The organism is Pseudomonas sp. TE3644, from assembly GCF_056278815.1.
Genome location: NZ_JBWBQF010000001.1, coordinates 2,392,056 through 2,409,231 on the forward strand (window position 1 = coordinate 2,392,056; position 17,176 = coordinate 2,409,231).

At 65.5% G+C, this 17,176-nt stretch carries 14 protein-coding genes; 6 read left to right on the forward strand and 8 right to left on the reverse strand.

Going from position 1 to position 17,176, the window contains the following annotated elements; translation table 11 throughout:
* Positions 1-129 precede the first annotated feature (129 nt).
* The 6 genes from ACZ9GA_RS10530 to ACZ9GA_RS10555 all read right to left on the reverse strand — a co-directional run bounded on the left by ACZ9GA_RS10530 (position 130) and on the right by ACZ9GA_RS10555 (position 7,476).
* Positions 130-456, reverse strand: coding sequence for a hypothetical protein (locus tag ACZ9GA_RS10530; RefSeq protein ID WP_457362728.1), 327 nt, complete (start codon positions 454-456; stop codon positions 130-132).
* Positions 457-677: 221 nt separating this feature from the next.
* Positions 678-1,859, reverse strand: a complete 1,182-nt coding sequence (prpF, locus tag ACZ9GA_RS10535; RefSeq protein ID WP_457362727.1) for a 2-methylaconitate cis-trans isomerase PrpF — start codon at positions 1,857-1,859, stop codon at positions 678-680.
* 10 nt (positions 1,860-1,869) lie between these two features.
* Positions 1,870-4,464 (reverse strand): Fe/S-dependent 2-methylisocitrate dehydratase AcnD, encoded by a 2,595-nt coding sequence (gene acnD, locus ACZ9GA_RS10540; protein ID WP_457362726.1) that lies wholly within the window; start codon positions 4,462-4,464, stop codon positions 1,870-1,872.
* A 150-nt stretch (positions 4,465-4,614) separates the two neighbouring features.
* Complete coding sequence (gene prpC / locus ACZ9GA_RS10545; protein WP_457362725.1) at positions 4,615-5,742, reverse strand: bifunctional 2-methylcitrate synthase/citrate synthase; 1,128 nt, start codon at positions 5,740-5,742, stop codon at positions 4,615-4,617.
* Positions 5,743-5,883: 141 nt separating this feature from the next.
* Entirely contained in the window at positions 5,884-6,774 is an 891-nt protein-coding gene (gene prpB, locus ACZ9GA_RS10550) for a methylisocitrate lyase (RefSeq protein WP_455922855.1), read from the reverse strand.
* 3 nt (positions 6,775-6,777) lie between these two features.
* Complete coding sequence (locus ACZ9GA_RS10555; RefSeq protein ID WP_457362724.1) at positions 6,778-7,476, reverse strand: GntR family transcriptional regulator; 699 nt, start codon at positions 7,474-7,476, stop codon at positions 6,778-6,780.
* A gap of 267 nt (positions 7,477-7,743) precedes the next feature.
* On the opposite strand from ACZ9GA_RS10555, the gene ACZ9GA_RS10560 reads away from it, so the two are divergent.
* Positions 7,744-8,241, forward strand: coding sequence for a methylated-DNA--[protein]-cysteine S-methyltransferase (locus tag ACZ9GA_RS10560; protein ID WP_457362723.1), 498 nt, complete (start codon positions 7,744-7,746; stop codon positions 8,239-8,241).
* On the opposite strand, the gene ACZ9GA_RS10565 is transcribed toward ACZ9GA_RS10560, so the two are convergent.
* Positions 8,204-9,097, reverse strand: a complete 894-nt coding sequence (locus ACZ9GA_RS10565) for a LysR family transcriptional regulator (protein WP_457362722.1) — start codon at positions 9,095-9,097, stop codon at positions 8,204-8,206. The two genes, ACZ9GA_RS10560 and ACZ9GA_RS10565, sit on opposite strands and share 38 nt — an antisense overlap.
* 148 nt (positions 9,098-9,245) lie before the next feature.
* On the opposite strand from ACZ9GA_RS10565, the gene ACZ9GA_RS10570 reads away from it, so the two are divergent.
* The gene (locus ACZ9GA_RS10570; protein WP_457363759.1) at positions 9,246-10,244 is read left to right on the forward strand and encodes an NAD(P)H-quinone oxidoreductase; all 999 of its coding nucleotides are present in this window, start codon (positions 9,246-9,248) and stop codon (positions 10,242-10,244) included.
* Here the strand turns inward: ACZ9GA_RS10570 and thiM are convergent.
* Positions 10,237-11,097, reverse strand: a complete 861-nt coding sequence (gene thiM, locus ACZ9GA_RS10575; protein WP_457362721.1) for a hydroxyethylthiazole kinase — start codon at positions 11,095-11,097, stop codon at positions 10,237-10,239. The two genes, ACZ9GA_RS10570 and thiM, sit on opposite strands and share 8 nt — an antisense overlap.
* Before the next feature lie 463 nt (positions 11,098-11,560).
* Between thiM and fdnG the strand changes: the two genes are divergently transcribed.
* From fdnG to fdhE, 4 genes are read left to right on the forward strand one after another with little or no spacing between them, the layout of a single operon-like run.
* Entirely contained in the window at positions 11,561-14,626 is a 3,066-nt protein-coding gene (fdnG, locus tag ACZ9GA_RS10580; RefSeq protein ID WP_457362720.1) for a formate dehydrogenase-N subunit alpha, read from the forward strand.
* Complete coding sequence (gene fdxH / locus ACZ9GA_RS10585; protein ID WP_457362719.1) at positions 14,627-15,541, forward strand: formate dehydrogenase subunit beta; 915 nt, start codon at positions 14,627-14,629, stop codon at positions 15,539-15,541.
* Positions 15,538-16,191, forward strand: coding sequence for a formate dehydrogenase subunit gamma (locus ACZ9GA_RS10590; RefSeq protein WP_457362718.1), 654 nt, complete (start codon positions 15,538-15,540; stop codon positions 16,189-16,191). Before fdxH ends, ACZ9GA_RS10590 begins: the two co-directional genes overlap by 4 nt.
* The gene (gene fdhE / locus ACZ9GA_RS10595; protein ID WP_457362717.1) at positions 16,188-17,111 is read left to right on the forward strand and encodes a formate dehydrogenase accessory protein FdhE; all 924 of its coding nucleotides are present in this window, start codon (positions 16,188-16,190) and stop codon (positions 17,109-17,111) included. The genes ACZ9GA_RS10590 and fdhE overlap by 4 nt, the downstream gene beginning before the upstream one ends.
* Positions 17,112-17,176: the final 65 nt, after the last annotated feature.

Genomic DNA, 17,176 nt, shown 5'->3' on the forward strand with positions numbered 1-17,176 from the left:
CCATCGGCAGGTGCTTTTGAGTGCAGGGAGGCGGGCGCGGGGCACGTTTGCAGGCTGGATGGCAGGGGCATCAACCGGCGGTCAAGCCCTTGCTCAATCGGCAACGCGGCGGCGGATTTGCGACGTCGCTCACAGGCAATCGCGTACGGCCTTGTTGAGGTTGCCACGGCCAAAGGTCAGGGGCTCGCGCTGATACCAGGAAATTTCGCTGCCGGTCTGGGTTTTGTAAATGTCCAGAATCTCGTCGGCGGCCAGTTTGCTGCTGACCGTCAGGCGCATGTGCTTGGCCGTGCCGCTCTTTTCGGTGCCGGCGCGCAGGGCCTGCCATTTGGGCAGGATGCACTCGCCTACCTCTTCGGGGCTTTTGCCGCTGTTGAAGGTTTTGGACGGGGAGTTGGGGGTGGCGCAACCGGCCACGCAAAGGGCGGCAAACAGCGAAATAAGAGGTAGTCGCATTGAACGTGATCCTGAAACGCGGACGCAGCCGCGGGAAGGCGTGAGGTGAATGCCACGCAACGGTCAATTATATCGATAGATCCCGATATGGGGGAGATTTTGCTGTCTATTCAGCCTTTCGACAGCGTAGCCGCTGCCGCCAGGCTGCGCTGGCCGGTGTGAACCCTGAAAATCTTCAGGGAGGTACAGGGCCAGCGCAGCCTGGCGGCAGAGGCTACGAATCAGGCGGGCACCCGCACCCAACCTTCCATCAACACCCGTGCGCTGCGGCTCATGCTGGCCTTGAGCACTTTCCACTCACCGTCCACCTGCTCGGCCTGGGCGCCCACGCGCAGGGTGCCGGAGGGGTGGCCGAAGCGCACGCTCTGGCGTTCACCGCCGCCGGCCGCCAGGTTCACCAGGGTGCCGGGGATGGCGGCGGCGGTGCCGATGGCCACGGCGGCGGTGCCCATCATGGCGTGGTGCAGCTTGCCCATCGACAGGGCGCGTACCAGCAGGTCGCAGTCCTGGGCGCTGACCGCCTTGCCGCTGGAGGCGGTGTAGGCGACGGGGCTGGCCACGAACGCGACCTTGGGTGTGTGCTGGCGCGTGGCGGCTTCACTCAGCTGCTGGATCAGGCCCATGCGCAAGGCGCCATGGGCGCGGATCGTCTCGAAGCGCGCCAGGGCCTGCGGGTCGCCGTTGATGGCGTCCTGCAGCTCGGTGCCGGTGTAGCCCAGGTCGACGGCGTTGAGGAAGATAGTCGGGATACCGGCATTGATCATCGTCGCCTTGAAGCTGCCCACACCGGGCACGTCGAGGTCGTCCACCACGTGCCCGGTGGGGAACATGGCGCCGGCTGCGCCTTCTTCCTCGGCCGCGGGGTCAAGGAATTCAAGCTGCACCTCGGCGGCCGGGAAGGTCACGCCGTCCAGTTCGAAGTCGCCGGTTTCCTGCACCGCACCGTCGGTGATGGGCACGTGGGCGATGATGGTCTTGGCGATGTTGGCCTGCCAGATACGCACCGTGGCCATGCCGTTGCGGGGGATGCGCGCGGCGTCCACCAGGCCGTTGCTGAGCGCGAAGGAGCCGACCGCCGCCGACAGGTTGCCGCAGTTGCCGGTCCAGTCGATAAACGCCGAGTCGATGGCCACCTGACCGAACAGGTAATCCACGTCGTGGCCGTCGCGCTGGCTTTTGCTGAGGATCACCGTTTTGCTGGTGCTGGACGTGGCGCCGCCCATGCCGTCGATCTGCTTGCCATAAGGGTCGGGGCTGCCGATCACCCGCAGCAGCAGCGCGTCACGGGCCGGGCCTGGCTGACGCGCCGCTTCGGGCAGGTCGTCCAGCTTGAAGAACACGCCTTTGCTGGTGCCGCCGCGCATGTAGGTGGCGGGTATTTTCAGTTGTGCGGGGTAGCTCATGTAAGGGTCCTCAGGCCGCCGGGGCCTGTTCGAGGAAGTCCTGGGCAAAGCGTTGCAGCACGCCGCCGGCTTCGTAGATGGAGACTTCTTCGGCGGTGTCCAGGCGGCAGGTCACCGGCACCTCCAGGCGCTCGCCGTTGGCGCGGTGGATCACCAGCGTCAAGGTGGCGCGCGGGGTACGCTCGCCCACCACGTCATAGGTTTCGCTGCCGTCGATGGCCAGGGTGTGGCGGTTGGTGCCCGGCAAGAACTCCAGCGGCAACACGCCCATGCCCACCAGGTTGGTGCGGTGGATGCGTTCGAAGCCTTCGGCGGCAATCGCCTCCACGCCCGCCAGGCGTACGCCCTTGGCCGCCCAGTCGCGGGACGAGCCCTGGCCGTAGTCGGCACCGGCGATGATGATCAGCGGCTGCTTGCGTTCCATGTAGGTTTCAATCGCTTCCCACATGCGCATCACCTGGCCTTCGGGCTCAACGCGGGCAAGCGAACCCTGCTTGACCTTGCCGTCCTCGCGCACCATTTCATTGAACAGCTTGGGGTTGGCGAAGGTGGCGCGCTGGGCGGTCAGGTGGTCGCCGCGGTGGGTGGCGTAGCTGTTGAAGTCCTCCTCGGGCAGGCCCATTTTCGCTAGGTATTCCCCGGCGGCGCTGTCGAGCATGATGGCGTTGGACGGCGACAGGTGATCGGTGGTGATGTTGTCCGGCAGCACCGCCAGCGGGCGCATGCCCTTGAGCGGCCGGGCGCCGGCCAGGGCGCCTTCCCAGTAGGGCGGGCGGCGGATATAGGTGCTTTGCGGGCGCCAGTCGTACAGTGGGGTGACCTTGGGGCCGGTGTCCTCGTGCACGGCGAACATGGGGATGTACACCTGGCGGAACTGCTCGGGCTTGACCGAGGATTTGACCAGGGCGTCTATTTCCTCGTCGCTGGGCCAGATGTCCTTCAGGCGGATCTCGGCGCCGTCGGGGCCGTGGCCCAGCACGTCTTTTTCGATGTCGAAACGGATGGTGCCGGCAATGGCGTAGGCCACCACCAGCGGCGGCGAGGCCAGGAACGCCTGCTTGGCATAGGGGTGGATGCGCCCGTCGAAGTTGCGGTTGCCCGACAGCACGGCGGTGGCATACAGGTCGCGGTCGATGATTTCCTGTTGAATGACCGGATCCAGGGCGCCGGACATGCCGTTGCAAGTGGTGCAGGCAAAGGCCACCACGCCGAAGCCCAGCTGTTCCAGTTCGGGCAGCAGGCCGCCTTCTTCCAGGTACAGTTTCACGGTTTTCGAACCGGGGGCCAGCGAGCTCTTGACCCACGGCTTGCGGGTCAGGCCCAGGCGGTTGGCGTTGCGCGCCAGCAGGCCTGCGGCGATTACGTTGCGCGGGTTGCTGGTGTTGGTGCAACTGGTGATGGCGGCGATGATCACCGCGCCGTCAGGCATTTGCCCCGGCGTTTCCGACCACGGCGCGGCGATGCCTTTGGCGGCCAGCTCGCTGGTGGCCAGGCGCGCGTGGGGGTTGCTGGGGCCGGCCATGTTGCGCACCACGCTGCTCAGGTCGAAGCTCAGGGTACGTTCGTATTCCGCGGTTTTCAGGCTGTCGGCCCACAGGCCGGTGAGCCTGGCGTAGTCCTCCACCAACTGCACCTGCTGGTCTTCGCGGCCGGTCAGCTTGAGGTAATCGATGGTCTGCTGGTCGATGTAGAACATCGCCGCGGTGGCGCCGTATTCGGGGGCCATGTTGGAAATCGTCGCGCGGTCGCCCAGGGTCAGCTTTGCCGCGCCTTGGCCGAAGAACTCCAGCCAGGCGCCTACCACTTTCTGCTGGCGCAAAAACTGGGTCAGGGCCAGCACCATGTCGGTGGCGGTGATGCCCGGCTGCAACTGGCCAGTCAGCTCCACGCCGATGATGTCCGGCAGGCGCATCCACGAGGCGCGGCCCAGCATCACGCTTTCGGCCTCCAGGCCGCCCACGCCGATGGCGATCACGCCCAGGGCGTCGACGTGCGGGGTGTGGCTGTCGGTGCCCACGCAGGTGTCGGGGAAGGCCACGCCGGCCTGCACCTGGATCACCGGCGACATTTTCTCCAGGTTGATCTGGTGCATGATGCCGTTGCCGGGCGGGATCACGTCGACGTTCTTGAAGGCTTTTTTAGTCCAGTCGATAAAGTGGAAGCGGTCTTCATTGCGACGGTCTTCGATGGCGCGGTTCTGCTCGAACGCCTGCGGGTCGAAGCCGCCGCGTTCCACGGCCAGGGAGTGGTCGACGATCAGTTGGGTGGGCACCACGGGGTTGACCTGCGCCGGGTCGCCGCCCTGGCTGGCGATGGCGTCGCGCAGGCCGGCCAGGTCCACCAGGGCGGTCTGGCCGAGGATGTCGTGGCACACCACGCGGGCAGGGAACCAGGGGAAGTCGAGGTCGCGCGCACGGTTGATCAGTTGGCTCAGGGAGGCGGTGAGGGTGGCCGGGTCGCAGCGGCGCACCAGGTTTTCGGCCAGCACGCGGGACACGTAGGGCAGGGTGGCGTAGGCCCCGGGCTTGATCGCGTCGACGGCGGCGCGGGTGTCGAAATAGTCCAGGGCGGTGCCTGGGAGATTTTTGCGGTATTGATTGTTCATGGTGGCGGGCTCATTCACGGTGTCGGTCACACAATCGCGAGGGCGCGTACTCATCTGTAGGAGCCGGCCTTGGCCGCGATGGCGATATTGAAGGCCCCATCGCGGCCAAGGCCGGCTCCTACAGCCGGTGTTTGCACCCCTGGTTTCGCGTTATCGGTGCTCTATTGGCACGTAGGCGCGCTGTTCCACGCCCACATATTCGGCGCTGGGCCGAATGATGCGGTTATTGGCGCGCTGTTCGAACACATGCGCCGCCCAACCGGTCAGCCGCGAGCAGACGAAAATGGGCGTGAACAGCTCGGTGGGGATGCCCATGAAGTGGTACGCCGAGGCATGGTAGAAATCGGCGTTGGGGAACAGCTTCTTCTGTGCCCACATGGTCTTGTCGATGGCTTCCGACACCGGGTAGATCACGGTGTCGCCCACCTCGGTGGCCAATTTTTTCGACCAGGCCTTGATCACCTCGTTGCGTGGGTCGTTGTCTTTGTAGATGGCATGGCCGAAGCCCATGATCTTGTCCTTGCGCTCCAGCATCGCCAGGGTGCCGCGCGCCGCTTCCTCGGCGCTGTGGAATTTCTGGATCATGGCCATGGCCGCCTCGTTGGCACCGCCGTGCAGTGGGCCGCGCAGGCTGCCGATGGCCGCCGTCACGCACGAGTGCAGGTCCGACAGCGTCGAGGCACACACCCGGGCAGTGAAGGTCGAGGCGTTGAATTCATGCTCGGCATAGAGGATCAACGACACGTTCATCACCTTGCGATGCAGCTCGCTGGGCGCCTTGCCGTGCAGCAGGTGCAGGAAGTGCCCGGCTACGTCCGGTTCGTCGCTGGTGCAGGTGATGCGCACGCCGTGGTGGCTGAAGCGGTACCAGTAGCACATGATCGCCGGGAAGGCGGCCAGCAGGCGGTCGGTGACGTCGTGCTGCTGGTCGAAGGTTTTCTCCGGTTCCAGGTTGCCCAGGAACGAACAGCCGGTGCGCATCACGTCCATGGGGTGGGTGTTGGCGGGGATGCGCTCCAGCACTTCCTTGAGCGCCTTGGGCAGGTCGCGCAGGGTGCTGAGCTTGTGCTGGTAGTGGTCCAGGTCCTGATGGTTGGGCAGCTCGCCATACAGCAGCAGGTAGGCCACTTCCTCGAAGGTGGCGTGCTCGGCCAGTTCGCGCACGTCATAGCCACGGTAGGTCAGGCCGGCGCCGGCCTGGCCCACGGTGGACAGGGCAGTCTGCCCGGCCACCTGGCCACGCAGGCCGGCACCACTCAATACTTTTGCTTCGGCCATGGTTGTCTCCATTCTTGAATTTATTGTCTGGATTTCACGGTGTAGCCGCTGCCGCAGGCTGCGCTGGCCCTGTGCCTCACTCGGAATCTTCAGGGTTCACACAGGCCAGCGCAGCCTGGCGGCAGCGGCTACGGGTATGCTTCAGGCTTTCTTCTGGGCGAACAGGGCGTCCAGCTTCTGTTCGAACACGTGGTAGTCGATGGCGTCGTACAGCTCCATGCGAGTCTGCATGGTGTCGATGACATTTTTTTGCGTGCCGTCCCGGCGGATGGCGCCGTAGACGTTCTCGGCGGCCTTGTTCATGGCGCGGAACGCCGACAGCGGGTACAGCACCAGCGACACGTCTACCGATGCCAGCTCTTGGGTGGTGTACAGCGGCGTGGCGCCGAATTCGGTGATGTTGGCCAGGATCGGCGCTCGCACCCGGTCGGCGAACAGCTTGTACATGGCCAATTCGGTGATAGCCTCGGGGAACACCATGTCGGCGCCGGCTTCCACGCAGGCTTCGGCGCGTTCCAGGGCGGCTTCCAGGCCGTCCACCGCCAGCGCATCAGTGCGCGCCATGATCACGAAACTGTCGTCGGTGCGCGCATCCACGGCGGCCTTGATGCGGTCGACCATTTCCTGCTGGCTGACGATCTCTTTATTGGGCCGGTGGCCGCAGCGCTTGGCGCCCACCTGGTCTTCGATATGGATAGCCGCAGCGCCGAACTTGATCATCGACTTGACCGTGCGCGCCACGTTGAACGCCGAGGAACCGAAGCCGGTGTCGACGTCCACCAGCAGCGGCAGGTCGCACACGTCAGTGATGCGGCGTACATCGGTGAGCACATCGTCCAGGCCACTGATGCCCAGGTCCGGCAGGCCCAGTGAACCTGCCGCCACACCGCCACCCGACAGGTAGATGGCCTTGAAACCGGCGCGTTTGGCCAGCAGGGCGTGGTTGGCGTTGATGGCGCCCACCACTTGCAGCGGATGTTCACTGGCAACGGCGTCGCGAAAGCGCTGGCCGGGACTGTTCTTATTGTTCATGACTCACCTCTCAGGCTGGGTGGACGCGTCCGTGTAGTGACGCTCGATATTGCGTCGCGAGGCGCCGATGTGTCGGCGCATCAGCAATTCGGCCAATTCGCCATCGCGCTCGGCAATGGCATCAAGGATGCGGTGGTGCTCGGCGAACGCCTGGCGCGGGCGGTTGGGCGTGGCCGAGAACTGGATGCGGTACATGCGCACCAGCTGGTACAGCTCGCCGCAGAGCATCTGCACCAAGGTGCGGTTGCCGCTGCCCTGGATGATGCGGTAGTGGAAGTCGAAATCGCCTTCCTGCTGGTAATAGCCCACGCCGGCCTGGAACGCGGCGTCGCGCTCGTGGGTGTGCAGCACCTGGCGCAGCTCTTCGATTTCGGCCTCGCTCATGCGCTCGGCGGCCAGGCGGCAGGCCATGCCTTCCAGCGACTCGCGAATTTCGTACAGCTCAATCAGCTCGGCGTGGCTCAGCGACACCACCCGCGCGCCCACATGGGGCACGCGCACCAGCAGGCGCTGGCCTTCCAGCCGGTGAATGGCCTCGCGCAGCGGGCCGCGGCTGATGCCGTAGGTGCGCGCCAACTCCGGCTCCGAGATTTTGCTGCCGGGGGCGATGTCGCCTTTGACAATGGCGGCCTGGATACGGCGGAAGACATTTTCCGAGAGGGTTTCGGTGTCTTCGGTCTCGGGGGCGGTGAGGGTGGGCATATTGTCGACACGTTTTGGTGTTGTAGGGTCGAAAATAGCCATATAGGCGTTTATAGTCAAAGCAAAAATAGTAACTGTCGACAATCGTGTCGTTTTTTGTGGGAGCGGGCTCTGCCCGCGAAGCAGGCACCGCGTAGCCCAAGGCAGTGCGCGGTGCCTGCTTCGCGGGCAGAGCCCGCTCCCACACCCAATCCCGACCCAATAGGGGCGTGTCGTCAATCGAGGTGCGGTTTAGAATGGTGGGTCACCTGCCCAGGATTCACTGCCATGCCCGATGCTTTCATGCACCTGCCATCCCCCGTCGGGCTGCTGACCCTGGTGGCGCGCGGGCCCAAGTTGGCCGCCATCCTCTGGGAAGAAGACCGCCCCAACCGCGTGCGCCTGGGCGAGCTGGAACAACGCCACGACCACCCGATGCTGCAACGCACCGCCGCCCAGTTGCAGGAATACTTCGCCGGCCAGCGCCAGGTGTTCGACCTGGCGCTGGACTTTGCCGGCACCGACTTCCAGGTGCAGGTGTGGCAGGCGTTGTTGACCATCCCCTTCGGCGAAACCCGCAGCTACCTGGACATCGCCATGCAACTGGGCAACCCCAAGGCCGTGCGGGCGGTGGGTGCGGCCAATGGCCGTAATCCGATCTCGATCATCGCCCCGTGCCATCGGGTGATCGGCAGCTCCGGCAGCCTGACCGGGTTCGCCGGCGGCCTGCCGGCCAAGCAGTACTTGCTCAATCTGGAACGCCGCGACCTGCTGTCATTTCAGTAAACGCCTGCACCAGGGCCTGCACCACCACCTCCACCCGCGCCGTGTGGCGCAGGTCGGCATGGCTGACCAGCCACACCTGGTAAGGCTGCGCCCGCACCCGATCGGGCCACACGCGGGTCAGGCCATCTTGTTCGCCCACCGGCACCGGCAGTTCACCCAGCCCTAGACCTGCGACCATTGCGCGGCGTATCAGCAGGCTGGTGTTGGCACTGCAACTGACCTGCGCCTGCTGCGCCGGCTCATCCAGCAGCGTCGCCACGGCGCTGGCGTCCAGGTGAGGTTGCCAGGCCACACGGGCATGGCCGGCAAAGCCGCTGCCCGGCTGCGGGTGGCCGTGGCGCTCCAGGTACGGCGCGGCTGCGAACAGGCCCACCGGCCACTGCGCCAGGCGTCGCACCAGCAGGTCGGGGTTGTCCGGCTTGACGGTGCGGATGGCCAGGTCCGCCTCGCGGCGGGTCAGGTTGAGCATCTCGCTGGACGCCTTGATCTCCACCTGCACCTGCGGGTGCTGGCGGTGCAGGCGGGCGAGGGCGGGGATCACCACGTCGGCTGCCAGCGAATCGGTGGTGGCCAGCCGCACCTTGCCACTGGGTTTGTCGTCCAGCCCTTGCAACCGGCGTTGCAGGTCATGGGCCGACTGCTCCATCTTCAGCGCTGCGCCATAGGCGGCCTCACCGGACGCCGTCAGGCGGTAACCGTCGGAGCTGCGCAAAAACAGCGTGGCCGCCAGCGCCTGCTCCAGCGCGGCAATGCGCCGGCCCACGGTGGCCTGGTCCACTCCCAGCTGGCGGGCGGCGCCGCGCAGCGTCTGGTCACGGCACAGGGCCAGGAAAAAGCGCGTGTCATCCCAGTTCATGGTCGTCCTCGGGTGATGCAAACGTGCATCTTTGGCATGAAAAATCGCTGCATTATCGCATCATTGCCCGGCGCTATGATGAACGCCTGCCTGCTGGCCGTTGTCACTGCCAGTACCCCAACGCTTCGGGAGCCTGAATATGCCTGCGATTGAATTGCCGTCCACCATGACCTACATCGAGATCACCACGCCCGGCGGCCCGGAGGTGCTGGCGGCGCGCAGCGGCGCCTTGCCGGTGGCGCAACCTCATGAAGTGCTGATCAAGGTGCACGCCGCTGGCGTCAACCGCCCCGACGCCCTGCAACGGGCGGGCAAATACCCCATGCAACCAGGCATGAACCCGTTGCCTGGCCTGGAAGTGGCCGGTGAAGTGGTCGGCCTGGGCGACCAGGTGCAGGGCTTTGCTTTGGGGGACAAAGTGTGTGCGCTGACCAACGGCGGCGGGTACGCTGAATACGCCACGGTACCGGCCACCCAAGTGCTGGCCATCCCGGCCGGTATCGACATGATCTCGGCGGCGGCGATCCCTGAAACCTTCTTCACCGTATGGGCCAACCTGTTCGACATGGCGCACCTGGGCCGCGACGAAACCCTGTTGATCCACGGCGGCACCAGCGGCATCGGCACCACCGCGCTGTCGATCTGCCAGGCGCTGGGCATCCGCGCATTCGCCACGGTAGGCAGTGCCGAAAAGGCTGAACAGGTGCGGGCCCTGGGCGGCGAGCCGATCAACTACCGCGAGCAGGATTTCGCCCAGGTGATTGCCGAACGCACGGCGGGCAAGGGCGTGGACGTGATTCTGGACATCATGGGGGGCCCGTATTTCGAGCGCAACATTGCGTCCCTGGCGCGTCGTGGACGCCTGGTGGTGATTGGCTTCCTGGGCTCGCCGGTGGTCAAGGAGGTCAACCTGCTGGCGATCCTGGCCAAGCAGGCGGTGGTCACCGGCTCGCTATTGCGCTCGCGCAGCACCGAGGAAAAGGCGGTGATCGCCGCTGGCCTTCAGCGTCACGTCTGGCCGCTGCTGGCCCAGGGCAAATGCCTGCCGGTGCTGGACCAGGTGTTCCCCCTGGCCGATGCGGTGGGTGCACACCAGCGCATGGAAGGCGGCGATCACATCGGCAAGATCGTGCTGCGGGTTATCTGACCAACTTCACCCCGTCGATCTGCGCCTTGGCGCGGATCAGGCGGGCGTCCACCAAGTCCAGCCCATCCAGGAACGCCGGCATGAACGACCCCGGCCCGCGCGCCTGGCGCTCGGCGTATTCGGCCGCCAACGCGAAGTGCACATGGGCCGCCGCCACGGCGCAGAACGCGTCCGCCGCCACCGCCGTGTACGCCGCCGCCAACGCGCCCAACGCACAGCCCGAGGCCGTGATGCGTGGCAGCAGGGCGCTGCCACCGGCGATACGCAGCAGGTAATGGCTGACGTTGCCGGCATCGTCCTGCACCTTTCCGACCACATGGTCTATAGGCCCTGAAGCCGACACGCAATGGGCGTGCTTGAGCAGGCTCATGGCCGCCGGCATGGCGTCGGCGGGGTCATTGGAACTGTCAAAGCCCTTCGCCCGACTGCTGCCCAGCCCCGCCAGGCCGATGATCTCCGAAGCATTGCCGCGAATCACCGTGGGCCGCTGCGCCAGCAATTCGGCCGCCACCGCGCCGCGCCAGGGCAGCACACCGGCGCCGATGGGGTCCAGCACCCACGGCTTGCCGATGTCGAAGGCAGCCTGCACCGCCAGGCGCATGGACTGCACCTGGGCGGTGGTGGGCGTGCCCAGGTTGACCAGCACCGCGCCGGCGATGCTGGCAAAGCCTGCGGCTTCCTCGGGGTTGTCGACCATGGCCGGCGAGGCGCCGGCGGCCAGCAGCACATTGGCCATGAACGGCGCCGACACCACGTTGGTCAGGCACTGCACCAGCGGCCCCTGGGCGCGCAGGGCGGCGTGGGCGGTGATGATGGCGTCGAGGGTGGGTGCCTGGCGGGCGAGTTGGAGCATGGGGGGGGTTCCGGGTTTTTGGGGTGGGGGATAAAGTACCTGTTTGCCTGGGTGTTCGTCTTAAGTTTTGCAGTGTTCATCAGATCGAGCGCCGCCCGCGCGGCGCTTCGCGGCCGCAGGCCGCTCCTACCGTTTGTTTCGGGCCAGTTTTGTCAGTGGCATCTCCCGGGACCGCCTTGTTGGCACCCACACAGATCTGCAGTGAACCAACAGAGCGGTCCCGGGAGATGCCACTGGCAAAACTGGCCCGAAACAAACGGTAGGAGCGGCCTGCGGCCGCGAAGCGCCGTGCGGACGGCGCTCGATCTCAAGAACGCCAAAAAGCTAAAGCCCTGCACCCCCAAAACCACACCAAAACCACTCCACCCCAAAACCAACCCACACCAGACCAGCGGCCCCCCCCAATCCCCACCCCCAACTAGAATTAACCCCACCCCCCACCCCAGATCAAGGAGCCCCGCCGATGGACCTCAACCGTCGTCAGTTCTTCAAGGTCGCCAGCATCGGCCTGGCCGGCGCCAGCATCGGCGCGCTGGGCATGGCCCCCGCGCCGGCGTTCGCCGAGCAGGTGCGCCACTTCAAGCTGGCCCACACCCAGGAAACCCGCAACACCTGCCCCTACTGCTCGGTCGGCTGCGGCCTGATCATGTACAGCCAGGGCGATGCGGCCAAGAACGTCGCGCAGCACATCATCCACATCGAAGGCGACGCCGACCACCCGGTCAACCGCGGCACCCTGTGCCCCAAAGGGGCGGGCCTGCTGGACTTCATCCACAGCCCCGACCGCCTGCAGTACCCGCAGGTGCGCAAGCCTGGCAGCAGCGAGTGGACCCGCGTGTCGTGGGACGAAGCCCTGGACCGCGTGGCCGCGCTGATGAAGGCCGACCGCGACGCCCACTTCGTCGAGAAAAACGACAAGGGCCAGACCGTCAACCGCTGGGTCACCACGGGTTTCCTCGCGGCCTCTGCGGCGTCCAACGAAGCCGGCTACCTCACCCACAAAGTGGTGCGCAGCCTGGGCATGCTGGGGTTTGATAACCAGGCGCGTGTCTGACACGGCCCGACGGTGGCAAGTCTTGCCCCGACGTACGGCCGTGGTGCCATGACCAATACCTGGACCGACATTGGCAACGCCAATCTGATCCTGGTAATGGGCGGCAACGCAGCAGAAGCGCACCCGTGCGGCTTCAAATGGGTGACCGAAGCCAAGGCCCACAACCAGGCCCGGCTGATCGTGGTCGACCCGCGGTTTACCCGTACCGCCTCCGTGGCCGACTACTACGCGCCGATTCGCACCGGCAGCGACATCGCCTTCATGGGCGGGCTGATCAATTTCCTGCTGACCCAGGACAAGATCCAGCACGAGTACGTGCGCACCTACACCGACGTGTCGTTCATCGTCAAAGCCGGCTTCGGCTTCGAGGATGGCCTGTTCACCGGTTACGACGCGGCCAAACGTACCTACACCGACAAGTCCACCTGGGGCTATGAACTGGGCGAGGACGGCTTTGCCAAGGTCGACCCCACCTTGCAAGACCCGCGCTGCGTCTACCAATTGATGAAGCAGCACTACAGCCGCTACACCCTGGAATTGGCCAGCCAGACCTGCGGCATGCCCGCCGATGCCATGCGCAGGATCTGGGACGAGATCGCCACGTGCGCCGTGCCTGGCAAGACCATGACCATCCTGTATGCACTGGGTTGGACCCAGCATTCCATTGGCTCGCAGATCATCCGCAGCGCCGCCATGGTGCAACTGCTGCTGGGCAACGTCGGCATGCCGGGCGGGGGCGTCAATGCCTTGCGCGGGCACTCCAACATCCAGGGCCTGACCGACCTGGGGCTGCTGTCCAACGCGCTGCCCGGCTACCTCACCCTGGGCCTGGATGCCGAGCAGGACTACGACGCCTTCATCACCAAACGCACGCAAAAACCGCTGCGCCCCGGGCAGCTGTCGTATTGGCAGAACTACAGCAAGTTCCACGTCAGCCTGATGAAATCCTGGTACGGCGCCAACGCCACCGCCGACAACCATTGGGGCTACGACTGGCTGCCCAAGCTCGACATCCCCAACTACGACATCCTGAAAATGTTCGACCTGATGGGCCAGGGCAAGGTCAATGGCTACATCTGCCAGGGCTTCAACCCCATCGCCGCACTGCCGGACAAGAACCGGGTAATGAAGGCCTTGGCCAAGCTCAAATGGCTGGTGGTGATGGACCCGCTGGCCACCGAGACCTCGCAGTTCTGGGAAAAGGTCGGGCCGTTCAACGACGTCGACAGCGGCGCCATCCAGACCGAAGTGATCCGCCTGCCCACTACCTGTTTCGCCGAGGAGGACGGCTCGCTGGTCAACAGCAGCCGCTGGCTGCAATGGCACTGGAAGGGCGCCGATGGCCCGGGCGAGGTGCGCACCGACGTGGCGATCATGAGCGCCCTGTACCTGCGCCTCAAGGCGCTGTACCAGGCCAACGGCGGGGCCTACGCCGAGCCGCTGCTGAACCTGTCGTGGCCGTACAAAATCCCCGACGAGCCTTCGCCCGAAGAGCTGGCCAAGGAGCTCAACGGCGCCGCCGTGGTCGACTACACCGACGCCAGCGGCGCCGCCGTGAAGGGCGGCAGCCAACTGACCGGCTTCGCCCAGCTCAAGGACGACGGCAGCACCGCCTCGGGCTGCTGGATTTTCTGCGGCAGCTGGACCGAGCAGGGCAACCAGATGGCCCGGCGCGACAACAGCGACCCCTACGGCATGAAACAGCACCTGGGCTGGGCCTGGGCCTGGCCGATGAACCGCCGCATCCTCTACAACCGCGCCTCGGCCGACCCCCAGGGCAAACCCTGGGATGAGAAAAAACGCCTGGTGTGGTGGAACGGCAAAAGCTGGGGCGGTACCGACGTGCCCGACTACAAGGCCGACGTGCCGCCCGAAGCAGGCATGAACCCGTTCATCATGAACCCAGAAGGCGTGGCGCGTTTCTTCGCCGTCGACAAGATGAACGAGGGCCCATTTCCCGAGCACTACGAGCCGTTCGAGACGCCGATCGGCATCAACCCCCTGCACCCCAACAACAAGCAGGTGATCAGCAACCCGGCGGCGCGCATCTTCGACTCGGTGTGGGACTCGCTGGGCCAGGCCAAGGACTTCCCGTACGCGGCCACCAGCTACCGGCTGACCGAGCACTTCCACTTCTGGAGCAAGCACTGCCGCCTCAACGCCATCGCTCAGCCCGAGCAGTTCGTGGAAATCGGCGAGGTGCTGGCGGGCGAGAAGGGCATTGCCGCTGGCGATCGTGTGCGCGTGAGCTGCAAGCGCGGCTTTATCGAAGCGGTGGCCGTGGTGACCAAGCGCATTCGGCCGCTGCAGGTCAACGGCCAGGTGGTGCACCACATCGGCATCCCGCTGCACTGGGGCTTCACCGGGGTGACGCGCCACGGCTACCTGACCAACACCCTGGTGCCGTTCCTGGGCGACGGCAATTCGCAGACACCGGAATCCAAGTCGTTCCTGGTCAACGTGGAGAAAATCTAGATGGCGATTCAAGACATTACCGCGCAGTCGGCCACCACCACGTTGCCGTCCTCGGTGCGCCAGATGGACGAGGTGGCCAAGCTGATCGACACCACCAAATGCATCGGCTGCAAGGCCTGCCAGGTGGCGTGCTCGGAATGGAACGAGCTGCGCGACGAGGTAGGGCACAACCACGGCACCTACGACAACCCCATCGACCTGACCGCAGAAAGCTGGACGGTGATGCGCTTCACCGAGCACGAAAACACCGCCAGCGGCAACCTGGAATGGCTGATCCGCAAGGACGGCTGCATGCACTGCGCCGACCCTGGCTGCCTGAAGGCCTGCCCCAGCCCCGGCGCGATCATCCAGCACGCCAACGGCATCGTCGACTTCAACCAGGACCACTGCATTGGCTGCGGGTATTGCATCACCGGGTGCCCGTTCAACATCCCGCGCATCTCGCAGAAGGACCACAAGGCCTACAAATGCACCCTGTGTTCGGACCGCGTGTCGGTGGGGCTGGAGCCGGCCTGCGTGAAGACGTGCCCCACGGGCGCCATCGTCTTTGGCACCAAGGCGGACATGAAGGAACATGCCGCCGAGCGCATCGTCGACCTGAAAAGCCGAGGGTTTGAACAGGCTGGTCTCTATGACCCCGATGGTGTGGGCGGCACCCACCTGATGTACGTGCTGCACCACGCCGATCAGCCGTCGCTGTATGCCGGGTTGCCCAACCAGCCGGTGATCAGCCCGCTGGTGGGGTTGTGGAAAGGCGTGACCAAACCACTGGCGCTGCTGGCCATGGGCGCGGCGGTGCTGGCCGGGTTCTTCCATTACGTGCGCGTGGGCCCGCAATTGACCGAGGAGGATGAAGCACCTCACGGCGACCCGGCCGTGCATATCTTCGATCCCAACGAGGAGCCACGGCCATGATGCCCAAACAGATCCTGCGCTACACGGCCAACCAGCGCACCAACCACTGGCTGGTGGCGATCCTATTTTTCATGGCTGGGCTGTCGGGGCTGGCGCTGTTCCACCCGGCGCTGTTCTGGCTCAGCCACCTGTTCGGCGGCGGGCCGTGGACGCGCATTCTGCACCCGTTCATGGGCGTGGCCATGTTCGTGCTGTTCATGGGCCTGGTGATTCGTTTCTGGCGCGCCAACTTTTTCATCCACAACGACCGGCTGTGGCTCAAGCGCATCGACCGGGTGATGCTCAACCAGGAGCAGGGGGTGCCGCCGATAGGCAAATACAACCCGGGGCAGAAATTGCTGTTCTGGACCCTGCTGGCCTGCATGCTGGTGCTATTGTTCAGTGGCCTGGTGATTTGGCGGGTGTATTTCAGCCAGTGGTTCGGCATTACCACGATCCGCCTGGCGGTGCTGGCCCATGCCGCGGCGGCGTTCGTGCTGGTGATCAGCATTATCGTGCACATCTATGCCGGTATCTGGATCAAGGGCTCGGTGGACGCCATGCTGCATGGCTGGGTCAGCCGCGCCTGGGCGCGCAAGCATCATGGGTTGTGGTACCGCGAGGTCACGGGCGACAAGCGCATTGAACCACCCCACAGGAGTGAGCCATGAGCAGGATGCTTGAACCGCAACAGATCCAGGCGTCCAGCACGGCGCCGGATTTCCTCAACCTGCCGCCGGCCGACCTGTTCGGCCATCGTGCGGCGCGGTTGCATGCACTGGCGGCGGGGCACCCGCTGGGTGATTACCTCAACCTGGTGGGCGACCTGTGCCAGGTGCAGCAAAGCCTGCTGGACCATCCGCCGGCCGCGCCCACGCCCAACCCCGATCGCCTGCTGTTGTGCCAGCAACACGGTTTGCCGCCGCTGGCCTTCGACAGCCTGGTGCGCGACGGTGCCTGGCAGCCTTGGCTGGATGCGTTGCTGCTGCGCTATTCGCCGCCTGCCCAGCCGGCGGTGCAACAGGCGCTGGCCACCTTGGGTGGCGCGGCTGCCGACCAGCGCAAGGTGTGGGCGCTGGCGCTGCTCGGCGGCCAGTACGCCAGCGTACCCTCGGCGCTGGTGCCGTTCCTGGGCGCCGCCTTGCAGGCCGCCTGGTGCCACTGGCTGCTGGACATGCCCAGCCTGGCGCTGGCGCCGTGCAGCAGCCTCAGCCAATGCCCGGCATGCGGCTCGCCGGCCATGGCCGGGGTGATTCGTCATCGCGGCAACCAGGCGGGGCTGCGCTATCTGGTGTGTTCGTTGTGTGCGTGCCAATGGCACGTGGTACGGGTCAAGTGCATCTACTGCGAGCAAAGCCAGGGGCTGCAATACACCAGCCTTGCCACCGACCGCCATGCGCCGGGGCAGGCGCCGCTGCGCGCTGAGAGTTGCCCGCATTGCCACAGCTACCTGAAGCTGGTGTACCTGGAACACGACGCCAGTGCCGAGGCCTTGTCGGCCGACCTGGCCACCCTGGCCCTGGATGTGCGCCTGGACCAGGAAGGCTACCTGCGCCAGGCGCCGAACCTGTTATTGGCGCCGGGCGGCTGATGGCTGAGCCCGAACCGAAAACCCCAAACCCCAAACCCCAAACCCCAAACCCCAAACCCCAAACG

Bases quoted from the DNA above. Each gene is read 5' to 3' on its own strand.
- prpC (WP_457362725.1), bottom strand. From the start codon at position 5,742: ATGGCCGAAGCAAAAGTATTGAGTGGTGCCGGCCTGCGTGGCCAGGTG.
- ACZ9GA_RS10565 (WP_457362722.1), bottom strand. From the start codon at position 9,097: ATGAACTGGGATGACACGCGCTTTTTCCTGGCCCTGTGCCGTGACCAG.
- ACZ9GA_RS10560 (WP_457362723.1), top strand. From the start codon at position 7,744: ATGCCCGATGCTTTCATGCACCTGCCATCCCCCGTCGGGCTGCTGACC.
- fdhE (WP_457362717.1), top strand. From the start codon at position 16,188: ATGAGCAGGATGCTTGAACCGCAACAGATCCAGGCGTCCAGCACGGCG.
- ACZ9GA_RS10555 (WP_457362724.1), bottom strand. From the start codon at position 7,476: ATGCCCACCCTCACCGCCCCCGAGACCGAAGACACCGAAACCCTCTCG.
- ACZ9GA_RS10590 (WP_457362718.1), top strand. From the start codon at position 15,538: ATGATGCCCAAACAGATCCTGCGCTACACGGCCAACCAGCGCACCAAC.
- fdxH (WP_457362719.1), top strand. From the start codon at position 14,627: ATGGCGATTCAAGACATTACCGCGCAGTCGGCCACCACCACGTTGCCG.
- thiM (WP_457362721.1), bottom strand. From the start codon at position 11,097: ATGCTCCAACTCGCCCGCCAGGCACCCACCCTCGACGCCATCATCACC.
- ACZ9GA_RS10530 (WP_457362728.1), bottom strand. From the start codon at position 456: ATGCGACTACCTCTTATTTCGCTGTTTGCCGCCCTTTGCGTGGCCGGT.
- acnD (WP_457362726.1), bottom strand. From the start codon at position 4,464: ATGAACAATCAATACCGCAAAAATCTCCCAGGCACCGCCCTGGACTAT.
- prpB (WP_455922855.1), bottom strand. From the start codon at position 6,774: ATGAACAATAAGAACAGTCCCGGCCAGCGCTTTCGCGACGCCGTTGCC.
- prpF (WP_457362727.1), bottom strand. From the start codon at position 1,859: ATGAGCTACCCCGCACAACTGAAAATACCCGCCACCTACATGCGCGGC.